General features: G+C 46.1%; 19 protein-coding genes. 15 read left to right on the top strand and 4 right to left on the bottom strand.

Translation table 11 applies throughout. From position 1 onward, the window contains the following. Positions 1-27 precede the first annotated feature (27 nt). From NSS66_RS00395 to NSS66_RS00375, 5 genes are all read left to right on the top strand, one after another. Positions 28-1,164 (top strand): glycosyl hydrolase, encoded by a 1,137-nt coding sequence (locus NSS66_RS00395; protein WP_340958210.1) that lies wholly within the window; start codon positions 28-30, stop codon positions 1,162-1,164. 397 nt (positions 1,165-1,561) lie between these two features. Next, complete coding sequence (locus tag NSS66_RS00390; RefSeq protein WP_023988373.1) at positions 1,562-2,059, top strand: RDD family protein; 498 nt, start codon at positions 1,562-1,564, stop codon at positions 2,057-2,059. Between the two features lie 120 nt (positions 2,060-2,179). Next, on the top strand, positions 2,180-3,184 hold the full coding sequence (locus NSS66_RS00385; RefSeq protein WP_023988374.1) for an ABC transporter substrate-binding protein: 1,005 nt from the start codon (positions 2,180-2,182) through the stop codon (positions 3,182-3,184). A 291-nt stretch (positions 3,185-3,475) separates the two neighbouring features. After that, a complete protein-coding gene (locus NSS66_RS00380; RefSeq protein WP_023988375.1) occupies positions 3,476-5,443 on the top strand; it encodes an ATP-dependent DNA helicase in 1,968 nt (655 codons plus the stop codon). Next, positions 5,437-5,736 carry a DUF6509 family protein gene (locus NSS66_RS00375; RefSeq protein WP_023988376.1) on the top strand — a complete coding sequence of 100 codons (300 nt, stop codon included), beginning with the start codon at positions 5,437-5,439 and terminating at the stop codon, positions 5,734-5,736. Before NSS66_RS00380 ends, NSS66_RS00375 begins: the two co-directional genes overlap by 7 nt. A gap of 119 nt (positions 5,737-5,855) precedes the next feature. On the opposite strand, the gene NSS66_RS00370 is transcribed toward NSS66_RS00375, so the two are convergent. Then, on the bottom strand, positions 5,856-6,218 hold the full coding sequence (locus tag NSS66_RS00370) for a hypothetical protein (protein WP_068940772.1): 363 nt from the start codon (positions 6,216-6,218) through the stop codon (positions 5,856-5,858). A 255-nt stretch (positions 6,219-6,473) separates the two neighbouring features. Here NSS66_RS00370 and NSS66_RS00365 point away from each other — a divergent pair, with 255 nt between their 5' ends. The 5 genes from NSS66_RS00365 (at position 6,474) to fabG (ending at position 13,125) form a co-directional block, all read left to right on the top strand. Continuing rightward, the gene (locus NSS66_RS00365) at positions 6,474-7,397 is read left to right on the top strand and encodes a PLP-dependent cysteine synthase family protein (RefSeq protein ID WP_053325324.1); all 924 of its coding nucleotides are present in this window, start codon (positions 6,474-6,476) and stop codon (positions 7,395-7,397) included. Between the two features lies 1 nt (position 7,398). Continuing rightward, positions 7,399-8,529, top strand: a complete 1,131-nt coding sequence (locus NSS66_RS00360) for a bifunctional cystathionine gamma-lyase/homocysteine desulfhydrase (protein ID WP_025724184.1) — start codon at positions 7,399-7,401, stop codon at positions 8,527-8,529. Between the two features lie 135 nt (positions 8,530-8,664). Continuing rightward, the gene (locus tag NSS66_RS00355; RefSeq protein WP_023988379.1) at positions 8,665-9,003 is read left to right on the top strand and encodes a hypothetical protein; all 339 of its coding nucleotides are present in this window, start codon (positions 8,665-8,667) and stop codon (positions 9,001-9,003) included. Positions 9,004-9,276: 273 nt separating this feature from the next. Continuing rightward, positions 9,277-12,033, top strand: a complete 2,757-nt coding sequence (locus tag NSS66_RS00350; protein WP_068940774.1) for a PHB depolymerase family esterase — start codon at positions 9,277-9,279, stop codon at positions 12,031-12,033. A gap of 336 nt (positions 12,034-12,369) precedes the next feature. After that, positions 12,370-13,125: a 3-oxoacyl-ACP reductase FabG gene (fabG, locus tag NSS66_RS00345; RefSeq protein WP_068940776.1), complete on the top strand. Its 756-nt coding sequence runs from the start codon at positions 12,370-12,372 to the stop codon at positions 13,123-13,125. Between the two features lie 180 nt (positions 13,126-13,305). On the opposite strand, the gene NSS66_RS00340 is transcribed toward fabG, so the two are convergent. The 3 genes from NSS66_RS00340 to NSS66_RS00330 all read right to left on the bottom strand — a co-directional run bounded on the left by NSS66_RS00340 (position 13,306) and on the right by NSS66_RS00330 (position 14,702). Then, positions 13,306-13,467: a hypothetical protein gene (locus NSS66_RS00340; RefSeq protein WP_023988383.1), complete on the bottom strand. Its 162-nt coding sequence runs from the start codon at positions 13,465-13,467 to the stop codon at positions 13,306-13,308. A gap of 172 nt (positions 13,468-13,639) precedes the next feature. Then, positions 13,640-14,557 (bottom strand): hypothetical protein, encoded by a 918-nt coding sequence (locus tag NSS66_RS00335; RefSeq protein WP_023988384.1) that lies wholly within the window; start codon positions 14,555-14,557, stop codon positions 13,640-13,642. Continuing rightward, entirely contained in the window at positions 14,550-14,702 is a 153-nt protein-coding gene (locus NSS66_RS00330) for a hypothetical protein (protein WP_023988385.1), read from the bottom strand. The genes NSS66_RS00335 and NSS66_RS00330 overlap by 8 nt, the downstream gene beginning before the upstream one ends. A 300-nt stretch (positions 14,703-15,002) precedes the next feature. Here NSS66_RS00330 and NSS66_RS00325 point away from each other — a divergent pair, with 300 nt between their 5' ends. From NSS66_RS00325 to NSS66_RS00305, 5 genes are read left to right on the top strand one after another with little or no spacing between them, the layout of a single operon-like run. Beyond that, a complete protein-coding gene (locus tag NSS66_RS00325; RefSeq protein ID WP_023988386.1) occupies positions 15,003-16,805 on the top strand; it encodes a vWA domain-containing protein in 1,803 nt (600 codons plus the stop codon). 24 nt (positions 16,806-16,829) lie between these two features. Continuing rightward, a complete protein-coding gene (locus tag NSS66_RS00320; protein WP_075154131.1) occupies positions 16,830-20,219 on the top strand; it encodes a tubulin-like doman-containing protein in 3,390 nt (1,129 codons plus the stop codon). 3 nt (positions 20,220-20,222) lie between these two features. Beyond that, entirely contained in the window at positions 20,223-22,589 is a 2,367-nt protein-coding gene (locus NSS66_RS00315) for a transcription initiation factor TFIID (RefSeq protein WP_068940784.1), read from the top strand. A gap of 46 nt (positions 22,590-22,635) precedes the next feature. Further along, complete coding sequence (locus NSS66_RS00310; protein ID WP_023988389.1) at positions 22,636-23,925, top strand: vWA domain-containing protein; 1,290 nt, start codon at positions 22,636-22,638, stop codon at positions 23,923-23,925. An 18-nt stretch (positions 23,926-23,943) separates the two neighbouring features. Next, a complete protein-coding gene (locus tag NSS66_RS00305; protein WP_071558813.1) occupies positions 23,944-24,597 on the top strand; it encodes a beta-mannanase in 654 nt (217 codons plus the stop codon). The last annotated feature ends 16 nt before the right edge of the window (positions 24,598-24,613 follow it).

Here is a 24,613-nt window from a genome sequence, read left to right as displayed (position 1 = left end):
CATGTGGAAAAAGGAGAGGAAAAAGAAATGACGAAAGCAGAAGCGTGGCTGGAGCAATCGTGGGAGCTGGCTTTGGATAAAACGCTTGCCTTGGCGGCAAGACTGGGGGACGCTTTTCCACATGTTGCAGAGGGTGGACGTTATGATAATCGTGAAGAAGCGTGGTGGACAGCAGGCTTTTATCCGGGACTGCTATGGCTAGCCAATCGGGCGCGTCCTGACAGTGTGGCTGCCGGGATTGCACAGCGGTGCGAGGGTCGTTTGGAAAAAATACTCTATAATAGCGAAGCTGTAGACCATGATCTTGGCTTTATTTGGCTGCTCAGCGGCGTGGCCGCCCACCGATTGAACGGAGATTCTGAGTCCAGAAGACGTGGGTTATTGGCTGCCAATCTGCTGGCTGCCCGTTTTAACGTGAATGGCCGTTTTATTCGTGCGTGGAACTTCCCCTCGAAGGACATGGATACCCGGGGCGTTGCGATTATAGACAGTATGATGAATCTACCCCTGCTTTATTGGGCTTCGGAGGAAAGCGGAGATCCGCGTTTTGCCGCTCTCGCTGTGCAGCATGCAGATACCGTAGCACGTGAATTTGTCCGTTCGGATGGCTCTATCGCACATGTGATCGAATTCGATCCGGAGATTGGAAAAAAGGTCGCCGAGCATGGTGGACAGGGATTTGCTCCCGGTTCTGCCTGGGCACGTGGCACGGCTTGGGCTTTGTATGGTTTTACGCTTTCGTATGGGTACACGCGCGATTCGCGTTATTTGAAGGTGGCCGAGAACACGGCTGACTTTTTCCTGTCCCAGCTGGGCGATGCTTGCCTGCCTGTGTGGGATTTTAGAGCAGAAGAAGAGCACCGCGGGGCATGGGATTCATCGGCGGCGGCAATTGCGGCCAGTGGTTTGCTGGAGCTGGCAAAATATTCGACGCGTGCAGAGCATTTTACAGAAGCTGCAGCATCTATCCTCGAGGGCTTGCATCATACGTGTACGGCGTGGGGCGAGGAGCATGAGGGATTGCTGATGAACGGGACTGTACATTATCCTGAGCAAAAATACATCAACGTTCCCATTATCTATGGCGATTATTTCTTTGTCGAGGCATTGGCAAAGCTGCGCGGAGAAGAAGGTTTGTTTAGTGTTGAATGCAAAAAAATATAGTGTATAAGCGTGCAAGAACGAACTCATTTTAATCATACGGTCGTTTGTCAGATTTACGGAATGAATTGTGAAGCAGCGTGTGTGTAATTTCATTTACATATACGCTGTTTTTTTATGCATGAAAAGGCTGGATTTATTTCGATGCCAAAGTACTACTTATAGGGGGTTAAGAGATTGTGGCTGAGCTTATTTTGTACCCAATCAGAGAAAAATCATTGATATAAGCTCTTAACTCCTATGAAAATTTTCATTTTGATGCATGGAAATAGGTCCTTTTACTTGTTTAAGAGCATTTACTCGTAAATTGACAATATAGGTGGGTAACCGTATGATATCTTTTTGTGTAAAGGAATAAACTGGATTTTAAATCTCATTTGCAAAAGGAGTTATACATATCATGACAGCAACAAGTGATTGTACAAAAAGAATATACGGAGGATTTTGGATAAGAACGGCAGCGTTTGTGATTGATCTGATCATCCTTACTGCCATAGTCCTTTTAGTAGGGGGCGCAATTTACATTATCCCAGATCTTCTGGGCATAAAGGAGACGGGTTTCATACAAGTACTGCTTATGTTGTGGCCGCTGATCTTATGGCTCGTAGTGCCATGGTTGTACTGTGTGTTATGGGAATCATCGAAGGTAAGAGCAACACCGGGTAAGCTGGTGTTCTCTTTAATTGTTGTAGACAAGGAAGGAAAGCGTCTTGGATTCTTACATGCCTCAGGACGTTATTGGATTAAAGCCATTTCTTTTGTAATTGCTCATATTATTTATATTGTGGTTGCTTTTACTGCCAAAAAACAGGGACTCCACGATCTTTGTACCAACACCTTTGTTGTGAATAAAAAGGAGTTGCAGCACATGAGCAGCAATTGTCCTTCACTCCAGTAGCTTCAAATATCATGAATTAAGGAAATTTCCGTTGCAGAAGATGGGTCTATTATGTAATATTAAGTGAATGATAATGATTATCATTTTCTATAGACTATATAACTTGGAGGATACATCCATATGCTACATGTAAAAAAATCGACCAAACTCCCTATACTGGCGGGAGTACTGCTCATTATAGCCGTTGTACTATCAGCTTGTAGCTCTCAAGGAAATGTTGCCCAAACTTCCCCTACAGCAGGACAGGCTGCAAACAGCACGGTTCAAAAGGAAGAGGCATCAACAACGCCGACCACCCGAGAATATACAGACTCTCAAAAACGTAAAGTAACGATTCCGGTAAATCCACAGCGGATCGTTTATGTAGGCAGTGATCCGGGGGATTTGCTTGCCTTGGGTGTACGTCCAGCAGGTGCGAGTCTGAGTGTCATTCAGTCACAAATTGTGTATGCGGACCTTACCAAGGATATTACCGATGTAGGCTACCCAGTGAATCTGGAAAAAGTGACGATGCTGAAACCGGACCTTATTCTTCACGACAATTGGGATGAAAAGGCGATTGATACGTTAGCTAAAATTGCACCTACCGTGGCTCTTCATTCCGACCAGGCAACTTTTGAACGTATGCAGGAGCTAGGTAAACTTCTTGGAAAAACTAAAGAGGCAGACCAATTCAAAACCTTATATGACGAGAAGGCCAAACAAATGAAGGCCAAGCTGGATGTTGACATTAAGCCAGGAGAGACAGCGACGGTGTTGTTAGTTATGGGGAAGAACCTGTATGTTATGGGACATCAGGGTGCATCCGTGTCCTTGTATGATGTGCTTGGCTTTAAACCGGCTCCCAAGGTACAAACAGACCTGATTGATAAAAAAGAGCGCTTTGCTACCATTTCTAACGAGGTGCTTCCTGCATTTATCGGGGATGAACTATTTATTCTGTCGGATCAGAGTAAAGAAACAGTTGCAGTTACTAATAATCTGATGAACAGTGAAATATGGAAGACCATTCCCGCGGTTCAAAACAAACGGGTATATACACTCGACAGCTCATGGAATTTTGATGATGCCATCACGAGAGAACGGCTTCTTGAACAAATTCCAGATTTGATGAAGCAAAAGTAAACATGGAACCAGCCAGTGCCTGAAAGCATTAGCTGGTTTCTTTGTTTTCTCATTATGCTATGAATAATTCCCTTGCTTAACCTATCTCTTATCAAGCTTTCTCCACCAAATCCTTCGCCAAATCCTCCTCGTAGCGTACTCACACAAACGAACCCTGATGTCCTTTATTTATAGAATTTCATGGCGAAATAAAAAATGTAAGCTGTTCTTACAGTTTTCATGTTCTTTTTAGCTTGTTTTGCGTTATAATGAAAGGATGCACATTATGAACGAATTGGAGGCACAGCCCGATTGACTACTTACCCTTTTGCCTTTGATCCGTCCAAGCCGTTTATTGAGCAGGCAAGTGACTGGATTGCGGATGTATTTTATGAAGTTTTGCCTGAAGTCGGCTTTGAGGTTCGGGATGAACAAATTTATATGGCATTCCAGCTAGAACGTGCCTATAAGGAAAAAAAGACCATTTTTGCAGAAGCAGGTGTGGGCACTGGTAAAACGCTGGTATACCTGCTGTACGCTATTGCATATGCTCGATACATGAGAAAACCGGCGATTATCGCCTGTGCGGATGAATCGTTAATTGAACAATTGGTAAAGCCGGAAGGGGATATCGCCAAGCTGGCACGGCATTTGAGTCTGACGATTGATGCCAGATTGGGGAAGTCGCCGGATCAGTATATTTGCCTGAATAAGCTGGATGAGGTGCGAGGCGGACTGGATGAGGACGCAGATGTTTTCCGTGATATTTATCAGGAACTGCCGGATTTTGTTCATTTTCCAGATACGTTACAGTCCTTCACTCCTTACGGAAATCGGAAGGAGTATCCCGAGCTAACAGATGGACAGTGGAGCAGACTCGGATGGGATGTATTTCAAGACTGTCTCGTTTGCCATCAGCGCCATCGTTGCGGTCAGACGTTGTCTCGTGATCATTACCGCAAAGCGGCAGATCTGGTCATTTGCTCTCATGACTTTTATATGGAGCATGTATGGACCTACGAAGCGAGAAAGCGCGAGGGTCAGCTGCCGTTGCTGCCGGAGCACAGCTCTGTCGTCTTTGACGAAGGGCATCTGCTGGAGACAGCGGCACAAAATGCACTTACCTACAAGCTTAAGCACGCTCAGTTTGAGTCTATTATTACCCGACTTCTCGAGGGGGAAGTGCGAGAATCTTTGGCAATGACGATCGAAGATGCGATCTCCCAAAGTGAGGTTTTGTTCGCTGCGCTTGATAAGAACAGTCAGCCTGTACAGGGTTCTAATCGCAAGGAGTTCATCCTGAATGAGTCGCTGATTCGAGAGGTAAACCGCTTTGGTGAATTGATCGGCACGATCGAAGAAGAGCTTGTATTTGAAAGCGGGCTATTCTCTTTGGATGAGTATCAAGTCAAAATTGTGGAAGAACATTTGGAAATGATTCAAACCGCATTGGCTTTGTTTAAGCGTCCTGAACTTCTCATTTCGTGGGTGATGGAGGATCAGGATGGGTTAACGCTTGTGGTTATGCCGAAGATGGTAAAAGAGATTCTCAAAGAACGAGTATTTGCGCAGCATATACCAATCGTATTCTCTTCAGCTACGCTTTCCGTAGAGAGCTCTTTTGACTATATGGCACAGAGTCTCGGTATTGAAAATCCGCTAACGTTTTCTGTTGCTTCACCTTATGACTACAGCGATCAGATGCAAGCTGCACTGTACCCGTTGCAAGTGGGGCATGATCCAATCCAGAGAGCGCTGACACTGCTGGAGAAATCGCAGGGAAGAGCGCTTATCCTGTTTCCTTCACAGGAGGAACTGGCTGCATTCAAGAAGGATCTCGTTGCTTACCCGGAGGCATCAGCCTATCGTTTTCTGTACGAAGGTTCGGCTGAAATCAGCCATCTGATCTCAGCTTTTCAGAATGATGAGGAAAGTGTGTTGTGCGCTGTTACATTATGGGAAGGATTGGATATTCCTGGACCTTCTCTGTCGCACGTCATTATCTGGTCACTGCCATTTCCTCCGAATGATCCGGTTTTTACGGCTCTGCGCAAGGATGCAGCAGATCCGTTTATTCAGATAGATATGCCTCACATGGCACTTAGACTCAGACAAGGCATAGGGCGTTTAATTCGCTCGCGTAATGATCGAGGCTGGATATCCATCATGGGCCAGGATTTGAGACGTCAAGAAGTACGCACACAAGTTGAACAACTACTGCCTGCGGGCGTAGAATGCACCGTAATTGAAGGAAACCCGGAGGGAATAAAAACATGTTGAATTTTACAACGTACACAGTAGATCAGATTAAAGATGCTTTTGGTATTTTGACTGGACAGCGTTATGAATTTATCATTGATGTAGAGGTAGAGGAGGACGACGAGCTATACACTGAAAACGGACTGTATATCCGTTGTCTTTATTTAGTAGACGAAGAAAAGACGGGACTGCTAAAGTATGAATTAATTGAAAAAGTAACGAATAGTTACATTGATCTTGAACTTGAAGATGATGAGCTGCAAGCTGTTGAGAACTTCTGTAAAGAACATGTACAGGATGAAACAGTGAAGTAACAGTATAGAACACTTAGCTAGCACAGCTGGTGTATAGCTAACATATAATGAAGATATCAAGGAGTCCTGACATGATCAGGCTCCTTTTTTTATGGTCAAATGAAGAGAACTTATTTGCTCTAGCGCAGTCTATCCCACACATTCACCATAAACAGCACAGTCCCCCCCGCGAGTAACACCCACCCTATGGTGATCCACACTCCAGCCTCTGGAACCTCGTAAATTTCACCTATAATCGCCAATATCAACACAGGCAGACCGATATTATGCATCCAAAAATGGATATGTGCCAGAATAGTAACTGAAAGTGCAGGAAAGGTCACATAGATCAGACCTATAATTCCAAGTGCAATCCAACCTAACAAATGGATATGAGACTGAACATTGGACAGACTGTAATCACCCGACACGCCAATAATTACACTAAGCAGCACACTGAGGGCAAAATATACGGCAGCTATCTTCAGAAATTGCTTTCCCATATATGAACTCCTTCTTATGTTGCACGGGGATATTTTGTGACATCTTCTCTATCATATCGAGCAAGCAGGCAGGGTGTGTGGGTATTGTGACTGGTCCATTTGACAAAAGCTTCAAATACACATAAAATCTTATTGCATCAATACTTACCGTATTACTGTGTTTTCTCGGAGATGATAGCGAACTTCTCCGACAATAGGCGTTAATTTTTGACCATTGGTTTATTTTGGATTCGCCATTAAAAGGAGCTTGAAATTATGAATGTATATCAAAATACCCTTGAACTCATCGGACGTACGCCATTAGTGGAGCTGAGCAGCTATTCTCTACCGAGAGGAATTCGCCTGTTTGCGAAGCTGGAGTTTATGAATCCCGGCGGCAGCGTAAAGGATCGGGTAGGTAAGGCTCTAATTGAAAAAGCATTAAAAACAGGTCAGCTGAAGCCAGGTGGGACATTAATTGAAGCAACAGCAGGCAACGCAGGTATTGGTCTTGCGATGGCGGCGCTTCATTATAATATCTCGGTTATTTTTGCTGTGCCTGAGAAGTTCAGCCAAGAGAAGCAGGACCTGATGAAGGCATTGGGAGCACGCATCGTTCATACCCCGACAAGTGAGGGGATGAAAGGAGCTATCGAAAAAACAAAAGAATTGGCTGCTGAAATAAAAGATGCATACTTGCCACGGCAATTCAGTAATCCGGATAATCCCGAGGCATATTATACGACAATGGGACCTGAAATATGGAACGATCTGGACGGCAAAGTGGACGTATTTGTGGCAGGTGCAGGCTCGGGGGGAACGTTTATGGGAACCTCGCGTTATCTTAAGGAACAAAATGCAGCCCTTAAAACGGTCATCGTGGAGCCGGAAGGGTCCATTTTGAATGGCGGCGAGTCAGGTCCACATAAAACGGAAGGAATTGGCATGGAATTAATCCCTGAATTTGTGGATAAAGGATATTTTAATGCCATTCACACCATTAGCGATGTTGATGCTTTTGACCGTGTCAAGGAACTGGCTGCACGTGAAGGTCTTCTCGTTGGCAGTTCTTCAGGGTCTGCTTTACATGCCGCTTTACTGGAAGCCGAAAATGCACCGGATGGCGCACATATTGTTACCATTTTCCCGGATAGCAGCGAACGTTATCTGAGCAAAAAAATATATGAAGGCGGGATATAAAATGAAACGCAAAACAAAACTGATTCACGGCGGGCTTCCTACCGATCCCCATACAGGCGCGGTTAACGTTCCTATTTATCAGGTAAGCACTTATGAGCAAGAGGAAATTGGCGTCCATAAGGGATACGAATATTCGCGTACAGGCAATCCGACCCGGTTTGCTCTGGAGGAGCTGATTAAGGATCTGGAGGAAGGAAAGCGTGGTTTTGCTTTCGGTTCGGGTATGGCAGCAATCCATGCGGTATTTTCACTGTTTAATGCAGGGGATCATATTTTGCTGACCGATGATGTATACGGAGGCACCTACCGTATTGTAAGCAAAGTCCTCAGCCGTATCGGAATTGAGTCCACATTTGTGGATACGACTGACCTGGAAGCCATCTCCAAAGCAATTCGTCCGAATACGAAGGCATTGTATGTCGAAACGCCAACGAACCCGCTTTTGAAGGTTACGGATATCCGCGCTGTTTCGGAGCTTGTAAAAAAACATGATCTTTTATTGATCGTCGACAACACATTTGCTACCCCTTATTGGCAGACGCCAATTACACTTGGGGCTGATATCGTCATTCACTCTGCTACCAAGTATTTGGGCGGCCATAGCGATGTTGTAGCCGGTCTGGCTGTTGTGAACAGCGACGAGCTGGGAGAACAACTTCATTTTCTGCAAAACGCCATTGGTGCTATTCTCGGCCCGCAAGATTCTTGGTTATTGATCCGAGGTATTAAAACATTGGGTCTGCGTATGGAAGCGATTGAGCAAAATGCAAAGGAAATTGCAGCCTTTTTGGAAAAACATCCGAAGGTTAGCAAAGTGTACTATCCTGGACTGGAAAGCCATGCACAGCATGAACTGTCCAAAATCCAGGCCGAAGGCTTTGGCGGCATCATTTCCTTTGATGTAGGTAGCGACGCTAACGCGGTTGCACTTCTGAAAAAGGTGAAATATTTTACACTGGCTGAAAGCTTGGGAGCGGTTGAAAGTCTGATTAGTGTTCCGGCACGTATGACGCACGCCTCTATTCCAGTAGAACGTCGTGCAGAGCTAGGTATTACCGAAGGTTTGGTGCGGATTTCGGTTGGGATTGAAGATCTGGAAGATTTGATCGAAGATTTGCAGGCAGCATTGTAAGAAAATAATCGTAATGTTCAAGAGAGGTAGCTGAGGCTGCCTCTTTTTTTGTGTATTGTAGAATAAAGTATTGCTTTCCCTTAATAACCGAGTATAATACTTGGTAATAGATTGAGCCATAAGGAGAGAGACCCTATGAAACAGATAAAAACACGCAGTTACCTGCAGGTAGATGACTATCTGGATCTTCTTAATTATGCGAAACAATTGAACGATATAGAGTGGCAACAGGAGCTCAAAGAAGCCCTGCGGCATCAATTGCTGGAGAATGGCAAAGAGACTAAAGATTCTGAGATTAATACGCTGTGGCGGCATTTTGATCAGATTAACGATGAATTGCTGAGGTTGTTTGATCTCTTACGAAATAGTAATAACGCGGCGGATCGAAACTCGTGGAGCGAACAGATTTGGGAGCTAAAGTTAGAACGCATTAAGTTGGAAAAGCAAATTCAAGCGAGTTATGCACATTTTTAAAATAGTAACTTCACCCTAAACATACTATACCCTAGTATTGTTAGCAACAATCATGGCAGCATTAAATAGGTTTTAGATATAGAAATTTTTAATAACGAAGTGAAGCACTCTGCTTTCTTCGTTTTTTTTGTTTTATCATAGCTACTTTTTTGAGAAGAACAGAGGAGTACGTAGAGGTAATAACGAATAGTTTTATATAGTTAAATTGAATGTTAAACGGAATATAACCGCGACTACGTCTCTGAGGAAACAAAAACCTGGAGGGGGAATGTTATGAGGTTCACACATCTGGAAAAAGCAACAACTGTGCTGTCGGATCATCCGGTACGTCTGAGGTCTGCTTATGCAGTCGGTCCGGTCATGCTCCCGGAAAATTGCGGTGTGGGCAGGGAATGGACAAGTTATTTTGCCCATGAGGAATGGAATTTGGAAAAGGCTTGTGATGAAGAAGGAGTAGAGCTTTCAGCCGGAGGAAAGGCAGCGTGCCGATTATTGACCGAGCTGGACCCTCGGACTGCCGAACTAAATCTAGGTGTTTTTCCGCCTTTGGCCGAACAAGAAAGGCTTTTGCTGGTTTCAAATCTTCGTTGTATGGCTGCACAGGAAGTGATTTTCAGACCCTTTGAAGGAACGGGACAAATTTGGATAGATGGCACACTGGTATATGCGGAATCCGGTCCTTTTCGCTTGTATCTGGAGGAAGGCGATCACACGGTAGTTATCATTGCTGCGTTTATTCCCGAGGAGGCCCGCTCTATTCGTATCAGTGGAAATCAGGTATGCGACGAACCAGATGTGACAGAACTGCAACGTGAATTTGTAGAGCGTAATATACGTTTTCATATGGCTTGGTTAGAGGTTGAGAAAAGTGCTGGCAGGGAGGGTGAAGACAGCCCGATCTTATTTTATTTACTGCGTAAGGATCGGATAGATCTTCCCTTAGATCAAACGTTATGGGTCGAGGTAACGAATGATGAAGGCATGAAGCTGGATCGCTTTCCAGCACATTGGGAGCAGGAGCAAAGCTATGACTGGGACGAGGAAAAGGCCAGGAATACGGGAATGCTGCACTTCACCGTTACATATCGGGATCATGAGGCTGTGGAGCATCATTTTGTGTATTCGGCACTTGTGCGGCCTTTGTCAGTCGTCGTGGAGGGCTTGCAGGAAGAGTATGACCGGTACATTCAAGCCCGCGCTATAGATATTCTTCATTCTGCGCAGAAAATACAAATAGAGGGCCTGCTTGAGGAATTAAAAAGGTTAACGGATTTGCCGGAAGATCCTTTTGAAATCTGGGATTACCGGGTTGTACGTGAATATATCAAGCTATTAAAACAAATCTTCACGTGTGGACATGCCGAACAGTCACACTCCCCGTCCTTACTTCAAGAAGAACACATCTTTTTGTCTAATGACGGAATTGGGGAAGGATTTTTTGTCTCCCGTTTGGATAATAGTTTGCAACGCTATACCATTCAGCTTCCCAGAAGCTATTCGACTGACCGACAGTATCCTCTGATCGTTCTGATGCCAGGCAAGCGATATGAACTGGGCTTGCCGGATTTTCAGAATCGAGGTTTTGGGCAAGGCTGGGAAGAGGAAGCTATATTCGTTACTTTTTCATGCCGTGGTGTAACGTTGGGCAGTTATATTGGAGAAGCTGCTTTTTTGGAGGCGCTGGATGTCATACTGCAAGCGTACCGAGTGGACGAAGAGCGGATCTATCTGACGGGTTATTCGAACGGAGCATATGCGGCCTGGGCGATGGCACAGGCTTATCCTTCTCGGTTTGCGGCTATTGCGGTTATCTCTGGAGCGCCACATCCCAAGCATCTGATAAATCTGTTGAATATGCCAATATTGAATGTATGCGGAGATCAGGATTACTTATTTGCACAAGCATACACAGCCCCTGTAACAGAGCTTCCATCTGATCATTTTAAAGGTGTCGTAGAGCGGCAGTCTAATCACTGGGATACGCATGAGCTGAGACTTCTGGACGGCGTACTGGGTTGGCTTATGCAATGGAAAAGGGATGTCGTACCTCAGCGTATTGCCTATCGGACGGAACGGGGCAGACATAACCGGGCTTACTGGCTGGAACTGACGCGAATGGATGAAAATGAGGAATATGCCGAGTTGTACGGTGAAATGAGTGCCACAGGTGAGTTGGATATTGAGGCAGTTCACGCCGAAGAATTTATCATTCATCTTTCTCAAGAGGTCATGCCCTTGGAATTGGCCCAAGTTCGTATCGGAGCCCGTATTTTCGTGTTGGACTTGCGGGAATACAGCCGCTTTCGCTTTGTTAAAACACACTCACATAAACGTCCCTCACCTGAATACCGTTTGATTGCCGAACGGGAGGAAGAAAGCAGTGAATGCTTTTCAAAAGAATCGGATGCCAAAAAGGAAATTGTGGATTCGAAAAGCGTGGGAAGAAACGTTTTGAGCCATGGTATGGGTGTGCTTGACGTTTATATGGATCGTCTTCACATTGTCCTTCCATCCAGCTATGCTACACCGGAGGAAGAGCAGGCGGTGAGACGGACGGCGAACGCCTTGGCTAGCCCACGAACAGCGACTTGGAATCCGTATATCGGTGTTCATTATCCGGTGGTGTCTTCCAATGATATTACAGAGGAAGCACTGGCTGATAGCAACGTGATATGTGTCACTTCGGGCTTGTCCAGACATGAGCTGCTTCAGAAGCACCAAGCTGATCTGCAAATTACATGTACGGAGGAAGGGTATACATTGGGCGGCGATTTTACGGCAGGCGAGTATTGTCTGTCATATATTCAACCTAGCCCATGGTCTGCAACCCAGCAAATGCTTGTCGTAGCGACCAATTCCCCCCGTATGTTGGGTAAAAACCTATTTATGCGCAGACTGATTATGCCTGGATATTTTAATGGTTTACACCCATATTTGAATAAAGAGATTATTGTGTATGATAGCAAGGGAGTGCGTGCTTTTAACTTTACTTCCATCAGACATGCGCAGCAAAAACTGCAAGGCCAATAAAGAAGACAGCTAATTAGACACGATAATCCTAAAATAAAAAAACGTCCGGAGTTGGGGAGGGGGACTGACCCCTTAGTGAGACAAATCAAAACTCCTTCAAGAGAGCTCAACCATGTCGAGATATGGAAGTAGCCTTGTGCGTCCACTTTATTGACAAAGCTAAAAAATGTGAATATCATCATAAACGTTTTGAATCCTTCTTCTATCCAGGGAAAGGCACATAAAGTGCACAGGAAAAGATTAATCTAGTCATGCAATCTATTAATATTCTTATAAGATATTTTTTTTGATCTATTTAGAGAGCAAATGCTCTCTCTCCGAAGGAGGGAAAACATAATGGAAAATTCATTTGAAAACAAGTCGGTTATTGTAACTGGTTCGAGTAAGGGGATTGGTAAAGGAATCGCCAAAGTCTTTGCTGAAAAGGGAGCTAAAGTAGCCATTATTTCTCGTAACCTAGATGAGGCCGAGATATGCGCTGCCGAAATCAGAGCATCCGGTGGATACGCGCAAGGCTTTAGAGGTGATGTCACGGATCGATCTTCTATGGAAATGATGGCACATTCAGTATCGGTGGCCTTTAGCGGCATTGATGTGTTATGTGCTAACTCAGGTATTGCCCCTATGACTACAATTGAAGAAATGGTTGCTGAAGAATGGGATAGCGTGATGAATACTAATGTGCGTGGAGCTTTATTTTCTGTACAGGCTTGTCTGCCATTCTTAAAAAAAGCTGAATATGGAAGAGTGGTGTTAACATCTTCGATTACGGGGCCGGCGACAGGATTTGTAGGATGGTCGCATTACGGTGCGAGTAAGGCTGCCCAACTCGGTTTTATTCGCAGTGCAGCGCTTGAGTTAGCTCCGTTTGGTATTACAATCAATGCGATCATGCCCGGTAATACAATGACTGAAATGATACAAACCTTCCCAGAATACATTGAAACCATGCTTCCAGCTATTCCATTGAAACGGTTTGGAACCGTTGAAGAAATGGGACATGCAGCTGCGTTTCTTGCCTCTAAGGAGGCTGGCTTCATCACGGGACAAACAATTATTATCGACGGAGGACAGAGCTTGCCTGAATCTTAATAAAAACAAGTTTGTACCAAGAGGAATAAAATGAATCCTTGAGTAGTCATACCCCTGTCAAGTAGACGAATGAAAAAAGCTAAGCTGCAAGCGCGTGCCGATACTCGATCGGGGCGCGCTTTTTGAGTTTATCCTGAAACCGCTGAGCTTCGCTCCGTCACCAGATTTGAATATCGCTTTTTAAGTAGTCCACCCCTGAGCTATCAAGTAATCTCGTTCTTCTTTGATACTGGAAAAGGAGGTACGTGTACGCCCCTTCATCGGGCTGGATGAACCCTTGCGCCAATCGAGCGGTTCAGCATTTCGAACCTTCTTCACCCAAACTTTGAGTTGGTTAGCCATACGAAAATCCCCTCCAGGTTCACTCATACCCTCATGGTAACACACAAGGTTTTTTTAGAGTGTCTACTTGAAGGGGATGATACCACCCAGGCGATCCTGACGGTTTTTTGCTGCTTTATTGCAGTGGTTTGTCATGGTAATGACGTCATATATAGAAGGGCGTTAGGACAGATCAGTTTTTATACTGCTCCATCAGGTACATGATCTTTACTTCATCGGCCAAATCTCCAAAGGGTTCTAACGGATTCTCTTGAATGATATGATATAAACGCTGGACTCGTTCCTTTGGCAGTTTGCGTACATATCTGGAAATGAAAGCGGCATGGGTGACTACGTAGCGCTTTTTACGGACAGCTGCACTGGCTACGCGGACGAGAATATCTTCGCCCCCTGCCAATTCCAGAATACGGCGCTCATAAAAGACTACGTATCGGAATGTCCGGTCCTTGATCAGCTCACGATTGAGTCTGGCAATCTCTCCGATATATCTGACCATAAGCGGCTCGAAGCTCTTGATCAGGAGAGGATCGAGCGTTAATTCCATGTCTTTGCGGAGAACAAAAGATTGCAGCAGGGCGACCTGCTGGAGCCTTATCCGATCATTGTGAATGAGTACAGCCATCTCACGCAGCATTTCATAGGAGACACGCTCACTGAGCTGCCGCAGGGCAACCGCGTTTTTATGATTAACGTTTAGTCCTTCCTGGATCTGCCCTATACGACCTCTGAACAGACGTATAAGCTGCCTACGCTGTTCATAAGGATAAATACCCTGCTGTAGAAGCACCAAGGGCAGCAGAAAGAACGCACCGACGATACCGCATAGAAACATTTGTTGCTGCGAGTGGCCGAAAAAAACAGTAGCGGCCAGCAATATGACGCCGACGGCAAGGTCTTTACGAAAATAACGTTTGGCTCTAAGTTTGGCATATTGCTCTACAGGAACTAGTGTATCCCGACCACATGATGTACATTTCTCTTCCCAAAGGGCGGTGAATTGTCCACAACGCTTGCAGACTCTTAGCTTTTGGAAGGCGTGCTCTGTGCGGGTAAATGGGCGAAATTGTACAGCTTGTTTGGAACTATTCATTGCGCTCACTTCTCCGGTTCAGCAGTGCCAGAAGCTCGGTGTCGATTTGTGTAATCGACGGGGCGCGTTTTTTATGTATATAGTAAATTAGTGATTTGATGGCGACAAAAAGAAACATAATCGCCAGACATCCGTATGAGATCATAGTGTACTTCCTCTTTCTGCTTGGATTTTTACTTCAATATTTTACATGGGCGGGTTTCGCTACTGTCATTTTTGTCGTATAAAGGAGAAGGCTGGTGCCCGATCGCCCTTGTTGGGGTATAATTATATCATTACTGCAGGATATTGGTAAAATCTCGCGGTATGACAGGCTTTTTGGTTGGATTCAGACCATTTGGGCAGTATTTTCAGCTGGCGTTCATGTAAAACTCATTATAATTTAATAGTAGGGGAGTACAACTGTAATTTAGAATGAGAATTAACCGGCAAAGGGGTACAAGCGATGTTTAGTAGAGACAGAAAATGGTTTTTGGTCATCGGAATCATATGTACAATGATCATGACCTCGATTTTGGCATGGCAGCCACAGATGGCGAATGCCGCTTCGCCCTCTGCTTCTAAGGTGGATGCGGTGCTGGTCGTCGATGTAAGTAATTCAATGAACACCAGTGATCCTGGGAAAATTGGCAATGAAGCCATGAAAATGTTCATTGATATGCTGTCGACGCAAAATGACAAGGTCGGGATTGTAGCGTATACGGATGTCGTACAGCGCGAGAAAGCCTTGCTTAATATTACATCCGAAGCGGATAAGCAGGAACTGAAGACGTTTATTGACGGACTGAACCGGGGGGCGTATACTGACACCTCCGTGGGTGTCAAGGAAGCGATCCGCATTTTGCAAGATGGTAAAACAGCTGGACATGCGCCTATGATCGTCATGTTGGCCGACGGTAACAACGATTTTAATAAGACGACAGGCAGAACCGAAAGCCAATCCGATCAGGATATGGCACAGGCTGTAGCCGAGGCTAAAAATAGCGGCGTTCCGATCTACACCATCGGCTTGAATGCAGATGGGAAGCTGAATAAAAACAAGCTTGCCGACATAGCGCAGCAAACGGGCGGCAAGTCCTTTATTACAAGCTCAGCGGATGACTTGCCGAACATTTTAAGTGAAATTTTCGCCAGCAATTTGAAGTTGAAAGTGGTGCCTTTGCAGTCCATTACGGCAAACGGCGACTATCAGGATGTAACGGTAACCGTACCGAACGATAGTGTGCTGGAGGCTAACATTTCGATCATGTCCTCGAAACCGGTGGATGCGAGACTGATAGACCCGTCGGGCAACACCAAGCCGATTCCTTCGAGCGATGTGCTGCTGTCCAAGTCCAAAAGCTACTCGCTGATTAAACTGCTCAAGCCTGTGGCTGGTGACTGGAAGCTCCAAGTCAAGGGAGTCCAGCAGGATCAGATTGATATTAATCTGGTGTTTAACTACGATCTGGAGCTGAAAATGGACGCACCGTCCGCCAAATCATACAAAAAAGGCGATGCAGTTCAAATTCGTTCCTACCTGACGAGCAATAGCCAGCAGCTTCAGGATCAGGAATTGTATGCGAATATGAATGCTGTTCTGAAGGTCAAGGATCTGGATTCCGGTACAACGAATGAGGTGCCGTTAACCAATGCAGGGGATTCTTTTACCGGTAGCTATACGATTCCAGATGAGCATGACTACGAACTAACCGTTAGAGCAGAGGAGAAGAGCTTCTACCGTGAAACACAGCCTGTAACCATCAGTGCTAAAGCAGGGGCGACGAGCGGTACGAATACAGGCACAACGCAGCCAACAACACCTGCTGAAAAGTCCAAGCTAATGCCACTCATTCTTTTAGGGCTGGGGCTGCTCATTCTGCTGGTTGCCGCATATTTCATCTGGAAGGCTGTCAAAAAGGCCAACCGTGGCTTTGTCGGTCAAATCGTACTGGAAATCCGGGATGAGAACACTGGCGAAAAAACGTATCCACAATACAAGAAGCTGAACACCTTCCGGGGCAAATTTAATCTGCACCAGTTGCTGCAACTGGCACCGGAATTTGCTGGAACCGACAAGGTCGTGTTCACACCAGCCAATCAGGATCGTATCATTGTGCGCAGTACCCCCGAGATTACGATTGAGAAATCCGGACGGGCTGTAGACACAGGCAACGGTCTTGAACTCAAAAACGGTGATCGTCTGACCATCCCGTTAGCCAGTGTGGACAAAACCATTTTACTGGAATTTATTTCAGTAAACAGCTAAACGAACCCTTAGGAGGTCATATCTATGAAACCAGTAGTTAGAGAGCATATCCAACAATTAGACGTATCACTCGGCGGGGGGATCGTAAGCGATAAGATCAGAGTTGATACTATTGATAATCCTATTTTAATTATCGGACTCGGAGGCACGGGAATTGATGCCCTTCTCCGCTTGAAATATCAAATTAACCGCAGATTCAAGCTTCCAGCAGATCCGATCTCCAAGAAAAAGAGCGATAAACCGGACAATGTGGAATTTCTCGCTTTTGAAACGAATGAACAAGACCGCAACAAAAAATACAAGGGGATTGGTTTGGACCCCATCAATGAGTTTGTACTGCTATCCAATGCGGAAATCGGCGGATTGCTGCAAAACCGCAGCATTCTTGAGCCGTACATTACCGATTGGCTGTCTCCAGAGCTGAGCATTACCGATGGTATGAATGGGGCGGCAGGGGTACGTCAGGCAGGACGATTGCTGTTGTTCACCAAAATCAATCAGGTCGTACAAAGCATTGACAAAAAAATCAAAACCTTGTCTGAAGGCACCAACAAGAAGCTTATGGTGTTCCTGCTGTCCGGTTTGTCCGGCGGTACAGGAAGCGGTACTTTCCTCGATATCTCATATATCGTCCGAGGAATTATTGAGCGTGACTATGGCTCTGCAGGTGTAGACCGTGTAAATACATTAGGTTATCTGTTTACACCGGATATTAATTTAGCGAACAAAAGCCTGAGCGAGCATACACGTGAATATATTAAAAAGAACGGCTATGCTGCACTGAAAGAGCTGGACTATTGGATGAATGTAGACAGCCGTGGTGAACGCTTTAAGCAGCAGTACGGAAATATTTTGGCCGTGAACTCGCCGCTTCCGCCGTTTAATCTGTGTCATCTCATTTCGGCCACGAATACGGAAGGCAAGCTGTTGGAAAATGCTTATGATTACTGCATGAATGTCACCGCCGAGAACATCACCAACTTTATGGCGAGTGAGGAAAAACAGTCAGGCGAAGAGTTTGCCATTCATGACTATATCAGCAATATCCGTACCAACATCGCACAAATGAATAAGGCCTATCCGGCAAACTACGATTACAATATTATCGGGGCTTCCTCGGCGGTACTGCCAATGGAGGAAATGACGACATATCTGGCCTATCGAATGTTTGGCAAAATGTCCAAAATGTTTGAGCAATCGCCAAATCAAGAGGATGTAGAGAAGTTTGCCCGCAAGCTGGGCGTGGATCTGGATAGCATGATCAAAAACTTTGAATCCCGTGTACCTGAGCCGCTTCCGGGCTTTGAAAACAGTGAACGGTTGAGTTATAGCAATGTTGTTAAAATGCAAGTTGTCAATATGGACACCGAGCTGGAGCAAACGTTCCTGACGCGTGCCCGCGAAGAGTATATCAAAGCGAAGAAACAGCTTCCTGGCGAAATTACAGGACAGTTTACGGACCAAATCCGCCGGATGTTTCTGCATCCTGAGCAAGGGCCGTTTTATGTATCCCGCATGATTTATACTGAAAAAGGATTTAGCTTGCTGAAAATGCTGCTTTCATATGTTGAGACGTTGCGTGAATCACTGCACCGTATTCCAACGGACATTGAATGGGCGCGTGAGCAGGCGAACGAAAAGCTGGGCGATGCCAAGAGCGCGTTTGTGTCCAAGGATAAAAAGAAAAATGCGTACATTGAAGCGAAAATTAATGAATATTGGCTGCGGGCTGATGTGGAACGTACAGAGCAGCTCATTGAATTTTATGAAGACCTGTATGACCTGTTGAACAAGGAAAATAGCCGCATTTATAATGTATTTACTGAAATTTTGAACGCATTGAGCGCAATTTTCGAGAAGAATGGCGATCTGCTGATAAATGGCGAAGAACAGTCCGATCACAAAGGTAACAAAACGTACTATTGGAATCTGGTAAGTGTACCGGATATTTCTGAAGTTGTGACCAAGCTGCTGGATAACCGCAACGGTGACGATTTGATTCGTGATTTTGCCCAAGAATTGCTCGAAAATTCAGATCAATGGGTGAAGGATCAGGATATGGACATCATCAGCTCAATCTCCAATTTCTTGACTGATAAGTTCGGTGATCTCATTACCCGTTCCATGGAGGATTTCCTCGTCATGAAATACGGGCAAGATGAAGCCATTGAAAAATTTGTGGAGCGCTACATTGCGAGTAAACTGGATGAGGAAGCTGTACCTGTGTTCCATCTGAGCAATAGCTCTGGCAACTTGTACTTCCCGTCATGGGGATTCGTTTCAGTACCTGTACAGTCGCCTAATATCCTGAAAGGCGTTCGCAATTATCAAAATAATGCAATTGGCAAATCACACTTTACTATTAAAGAGAGTGAAGTTCGTAACCGGATTTTCTGGCTCAATACGCGTAATGGTGTTCCTCTGTTTGTATATACGCCGCTCAAAGTGTATGAAGAAAGCTATGAAAAAACGATTCTTGACCGCGAAGGTATTGGCCGTCATCTGGTGCAAACAGGTCAGAACAATTGGACTAATCTGCCGTCGCCGATTCCTGAAAAGTCATGGGGCGAAACTTACGTCAATTCGCGTGTGCAAGCTTACAATGCCCGCATTCGTAATGATTTTGACCGTGCCAAGTCACTTGGCGTGATTCGGGAAAAGGATGTCGATCAGAATACGAGCAGCCGCTTCACTGTAATCCGTTCACATGCGCTAGATCTGAATGCGATGCTGGCAGGCTACGATATGCGCTTGCAGGAATCCAAGCCGAATTTGGGTGAGGTGAAAAGAGCATGGTCTGAGTTGAAACGTCTGCTGGCTGAAGGGCTGGAGCAGGCCGGAAGCAAGGACATCTTTGGCAGCATCAATGAAGAGATGGCGAAGGAAAACCTGATCCGTTCACCAGAATTAACACAGGTGGTTCGTGAAGAACTGGCGAAATATACACAAATTGAAGCGAAAGCTGCTGAATTGGAAGCTTTGCTGGGCAAATATCAGGATGAAGAAAAATGGCTGGATCAGTTCATTCAGGCACTCTATACGGACACGATTACGAAAAAGGGTGCTTTGTACGTCTATGATCGCGACGAAGAGGAAGAGGCTTGGGAGCCATTTGCCAATGTCATGAAGAGCCGTAATTATGTGGAGTTTGAAGTGTTTACAAACTTCCGTGGTTTGGAAGAAAAGAAATTTGCTGCTCTAATGCGCAAGGCGGATCGCCGTGATGCTGTATTGACTTCATCTGAGGATATTACACCATTGCTGGCGAAGCTGGATGAACTGGCTGCAACTTACACTGAGGCCCGCAATCAATTGGAATATGAAAAGGTGGAGCTGGCTAACGGAGCGGAACTTTATGCATTCTATGCTCAAATGGCTGGAAAATTAAACGACATCCGCAGAAAGTTGAAGTAAAGTATGAGAGAACAGCTGTTACGTTATGCGGCTGACTATGCAGCCGCAGAGGACCAATTAATCGGAAGCGGGGATGGACGCAGTAGCATCCATTTCCCGTCCGTGTTTCTTTTTATCGGTGATCGCATGAACCCAGTGATGAACACCATTGCAGATATCAACCGGACCAAGTGGGATAACAGCACGGGAGTAACGTATATTCAGATCCGCTCGCAGGAAGAACATGCGGCTGTAGATCGTTCGGTGGATGCTATTGTTCATACGATAGCGGTACCGGAGGAAAGTGGCCACCAAACGATACGCCGTGACTTGCACCAGGCTTTTTATACACATGAATCGCAGCTAATTGAGCTTAACACCGCGTTGCGCCGGGCTAGTGGACATCTGGCAGATTACGGTCGGTTGTATTCTTCGTTCGAGCGTGTTCATTTGTCGATTTTGACGACAGCGGATGACCCCATGAACGTATTAATCCCTGAAATTACGCTGTTGGCGGAGTATATTTTTGCACAGTCTTTTAAATCGGTACAAATGGATCTGTATGTGTTGGTGAATGAAAGCGATCAGGCTGTCCAATTCGGCTACAGTAGTGCAACGTCCGTGGCTTTTATGCGGGAGCTGGACTATATCCAGAGTCCAGAGTATACGTTTACGGCACCGCTTCATATGACTGAGGACAAATTGACCATTCCAGTATCCCATGCTCCATCACCGTTGTTCGATCTCGTCTATGTGCTGTCCGACAAGAACGAACGCGGCGTAACGGTGCCGAATAGCCTGCGGGAAAGCTGTGACATCATTTGCCACATTCAGCTTCTTAAAAACCGCTATCAGGCAGGAGATTCCTATCGGTCACAGGATGGGGGATACAACAATACATCGTTTAAAAACAACATCATGACGGAATCCGGGCGGCAGGGTTATGTGTCGGCTGGATTTTCCCGAGTCAACCGCCCTAACCAGTCAATCGCACTTACGGTGCTGTATCATTTTTATGTGAAGCTGCTAGAGCGTATGAGAACAGAGCAGGAGTGGGACATACGCGATAAGCTGAATTATTTTGGTTTAGATGCTGCTGAGCGCGGTCGCACGCGAAATGATCTCGTTCCTGGTAATGAGGCGATCACGGACATGAGCGCACTGATGACCAGCGGAGCCAGCTACGGCTCCTTGAAGCGAATGACATTACGTGAGGCGGAGGGAGCCTTGTTCGGTCAGGGCTGCGAAGCCTTTTTCCGCGATAACTGTGAACGGATTATGCACAAACGGTTGGGAGATTTTCAGGCGGAATCAGGTCTGCAGTTGGCTGTGAATGCAGCTTCCAAGGAATATCCTGAAATCGGCTTATTCGAGTTGACAGACTGGACGGATGAAAATAAAACAGGAAATGTGCTTACGGCCATTCGGGGGCTGATTCGGGATACGTCCAATGACTTGCAGATTAGTACCGCTGAACTGGACACCCTGTATAGCGGTCAGGTGGAGGACCAGCCTTTTCAACGACTGCCACTCATGGATAAGCATAATGTGCGCAGCTTGATTCGTTACCTGACCGAGACGGTTTACGGGCACAAACTGCACATGCTGCGAATTCAAGCCGATTTGGAGCTGCTTCGTCGCTATGAACTGGCACTAGAAAAATGGCATGCACAGGCGAAGCATATTACAGTACAGCTTTCCAGCCTGGAGCGTGAACTGCATCAAGCTGCAACGGATAGTATTCGGCAGGCTGATAGTTACACAGGTCAAAACCTGTTCGAGTATTACGAGCGTGTGACGGAGGATGTCATGCGTGAGCTGGAGAGCAAGCGGGGAAAATCTATATTCTTTGATACCCGGCATATGGGGCCTGTATCCGGATTGCTGGACGGGGGCCTGTCCGCATTGGTGGATCGACTTACGCAGACCTGTCGAACCTTGATTCTCAGTTCACAGCCGTTTAATCAGACCTTCGAAGAAGAATTATTGCGGCGTGCGAATGTAGCTGCTGCATATGAAAATCGGCTGGTCGTTCCGAAGGATGAGCTGTTTAAGAAACTGTATCAAACGTTAGAGGAACATGGTGGAATTAACGTACGTTTGCTCGACTATACCCATGAGCATCGGTATGAAGAAAAGTACTTCTTTGGTGACTACGAAGGCGAATTTCTTCCTTATGCGATGGATGTGGACATTACTTCGCGTATTTACAAGTTGGGTTTTGTACATGAGCGTCGCAGCAGCGGGGTGGAAAAGCTGCATTTGATGGGCGGCTTCCATCTGGAGGATCTGATGGTTTACCGCAACGGCAAAACGTATTATGAGACATATACTGCGAATGGTTTCGTGTTTCACGGAATCGACGTGGACCGGTTGCCGGAATTGCGGTAGCCACATATTCATCCTACTTTAATGATGGAAGGAAGCAACGATTCTTATGAAGCAACGTAAATTTAACGTTCTCCTATTACTGTTCGGCTTGTTGGGTGCTGTAGTAGGCTTCATCTTGGGAGAGCTTATTCTTCACAAATTGATAGGGCACTGGCCGCATATCGTCGTGATTGGGCTGTATTTTGGCATCATGGCACTGTGCATTGGCCTAGGTTGTCTGATTGGCGAACTAATTTCGCCACAGTTAAATGGGCATTCATGGCGGCAGCGCTACTCCGGGTTATCCTGGAAGTTACTGGTGCCTGCTACACTAGTGATGTTGTTCGTGGCAGGTCTGCTATTGGAGTTGGGCTATCAGGTTAACCCTGAAGGGCGCAAGAGCGTACAGGACCTCGTGCTTGTGATTGATAATTCCGGGAGTATGCAGCAAACAGATCCCGATAATGAGCGCCTAACGGCTGCCAAGAGTCTGATTGGCCAAATGGATGGAGACAAGCGGGTAGCCATTGTTTCATTTGAATCTGCTGCGCAGTTGGTTCAGCCATTTACTCCCATTGGCACAGATGCAGAGAAGCAAGCGGTTTATTCCAAAATCGATAGTATGCAGACTATAATGTCAGGCGGTACAGAGATCGGGCTTGCTTTGGACGAGACGATCAAAGAGATTGAAACCCAAGGTAATGCAGAAAAAGGTTCTCTCGTTATCATGCTCTCTGATGGCTTTAGCGATCTGGATACCCAGACAGCATTGGCTCCTTATATCGCCCGCCAGATTCCGATTAATACGATCGGGCTGAAACTGGCAGAGTCGGATGGTATAGCCTTATTGCAAAATATTGCTGACCTGACGGGCGGAACTTATTCTAATGTAGCCAATGCCCAAGGACTTACTCAGGCGTTCGGAAAAATATATAACAAAATCGGTGATCGCACACTGGTAACGGAGCGGACAGGTGAGTATGCCGACAGTCTGTATTTTGCCATTTATCGCGTAACGGCGCTGGTCATTATCGGCGCTTTATTGGGATTGGCTCTTGGGCTGATGTTCGATAACCGTTTTCTCGCACGGAATTTTGCGATTGGAGGAGTCCCGGCAGGCTTGCTCGCTGGTTTTATTTTGGAAAAGGGACTATCTGGCTCGCCTATAGGCGACTTGATGATTCGTTTGGTGGCAGCGCTCGTACTGGCAGCCCTTATTGCTGTCTTTTCGCTTGTTCTGCCGATTGCGGAAAATACTCGCCGATCTTCCGGTGGAGGAAGTCAGGGTGCGCCATCAGGACGCCGGAGAGGGGCACCGGAAGCCCCGACGCGCAATCGACGCAGCAGTGGATTTTAGAACGGGAGGCTGGAACTTATGCAGTATAGGGAAGCACAGCCCGGTGATCCTATTATTTCGGAGCTGAGCCACAAAATTGATGACAACCGGGTTGTGTTACGCTGGCAGTGGCCTGAGGGCGCAGCCGTGGTATATATTGCGAAACAATCAGCCGATGCAGGTGTGAATGGGCAAAATGAAGGTGAAGTTTTACCGCCTTTTTCAAGCCTAAAACTTTTTACACGCGAGGAGTATAAGGCTGCTGGCAGCTATCGTGACCGAATTGAAGGCATTGGACGCGTGCGGTATATCGTATATCCAGCTGTTCGGGAGGATGGAGACACTTACGTGATCCGTCAGCAAGACGGAGCCAACCAACTGGAGTTGAGCACGGGGAGGGCTAAAATCAGATATGCAGTTCACCATAAAAAAAGCTGGTTTCGCAGCCGCAAAACCGTCCAGATTCAGGTGACAGCCGAAGTTCCTGTCCCGCAAGAGGCGCTTTGCTACGTGAAGAAGCGCGGGGGTTATCCAGCAGACCGGGACGATGGAACCTTGTATCCGTTCACGGCACCTTTTGCCGCGGGACGGAATGTTTTACCCGCTGTTGAAGTGGGGGGAGATGAATATGTGCGGCTGTTTTTTACGGATGGCCAGAAATATGGCACGGTATATGAATTAGTCCCTGAATGAAAGGAGGCCGCAACCG

It is taken from the genome of Paenibacillus sp. FSL R10-2748 (assembly GCF_038005565.1).
In the GTDB taxonomy this organism is placed as follows: domain Bacteria; phylum Bacillota; class Bacilli; order Paenibacillales; family Paenibacillaceae; genus Paenibacillus; species Paenibacillus polymyxa_B.
Note: the sequence above shows the minus strand (reverse complement) of the source record. Positions and strands in the feature narration are given on the sequence as shown.

Bases quoted from the DNA above. Each gene is read 5' to 3' on its own strand.
- NSS66_RS00325 (WP_023988386.1), top strand. From the start codon at position 15,003: ATGTTTAGTAGAGACAGAAAATGGTTTTTGGTCATCGGAATCATATGT.
- NSS66_RS00355 (WP_023988379.1), top strand. From the start codon at position 8,665: ATGAAACAGATAAAAACACGCAGTTACCTGCAGGTAGATGACTATCTG.
- NSS66_RS00390 (WP_023988373.1), top strand. From the start codon at position 1,562: ATGACAGCAACAAGTGATTGTACAAAAAGAATATACGGAGGATTTTGG.
- NSS66_RS00370 (WP_068940772.1), bottom strand. From the start codon at position 6,218: ATGGGAAAGCAATTTCTGAAGATAGCTGCCGTATATTTTGCCCTCAGT.
- NSS66_RS00335 (WP_023988384.1), bottom strand. From the start codon at position 14,557: ATGAATAGTTCCAAACAAGCTGTACAATTTCGCCCATTTACCCGCACA.
- NSS66_RS00340 (WP_023988383.1), bottom strand. From the start codon at position 13,467: ATGGCTAACCAACTCAAAGTTTGGGTGAAGAAGGTTCGAAATGCTGAA.
- NSS66_RS00310 (WP_023988389.1), top strand. From the start codon at position 22,636: ATGAAGCAACGTAAATTTAACGTTCTCCTATTACTGTTCGGCTTGTTG.
- NSS66_RS00350 (WP_068940774.1), top strand. From the start codon at position 9,277: ATGAGGTTCACACATCTGGAAAAAGCAACAACTGTGCTGTCGGATCAT.
- NSS66_RS00330 (WP_023988385.1), bottom strand. From the start codon at position 14,702: ATGATCTCATACGGATGTCTGGCGATTATGTTTCTTTTTGTCGCCATC.
- NSS66_RS00305 (WP_071558813.1), top strand. From the start codon at position 23,944: ATGCAGTATAGGGAAGCACAGCCCGGTGATCCTATTATTTCGGAGCTG.
- NSS66_RS00320 (WP_075154131.1), top strand. From the start codon at position 16,830: ATGAAACCAGTAGTTAGAGAGCATATCCAACAATTAGACGTATCACTC.
- NSS66_RS00365 (WP_053325324.1), top strand. From the start codon at position 6,474: ATGAATGTATATCAAAATACCCTTGAACTCATCGGACGTACGCCATTA.
- NSS66_RS00385 (WP_023988374.1), top strand. From the start codon at position 2,180: ATGCTACATGTAAAAAAATCGACCAAACTCCCTATACTGGCGGGAGTA.
- NSS66_RS00315 (WP_068940784.1), top strand. From the start codon at position 20,223: ATGAGAGAACAGCTGTTACGTTATGCGGCTGACTATGCAGCCGCAGAG.
- NSS66_RS00395 (WP_340958210.1), top strand. From the start codon at position 28: ATGACGAAAGCAGAAGCGTGGCTGGAGCAATCGTGGGAGCTGGCTTTG.
- NSS66_RS00375 (WP_023988376.1), top strand. From the start codon at position 5,437: ATGTTGAATTTTACAACGTACACAGTAGATCAGATTAAAGATGCTTTT.
- NSS66_RS00360 (WP_025724184.1), top strand. From the start codon at position 7,399: ATGAAACGCAAAACAAAACTGATTCACGGCGGGCTTCCTACCGATCCC.
- fabG (WP_068940776.1), top strand. From the start codon at position 12,370: ATGGAAAATTCATTTGAAAACAAGTCGGTTATTGTAACTGGTTCGAGT.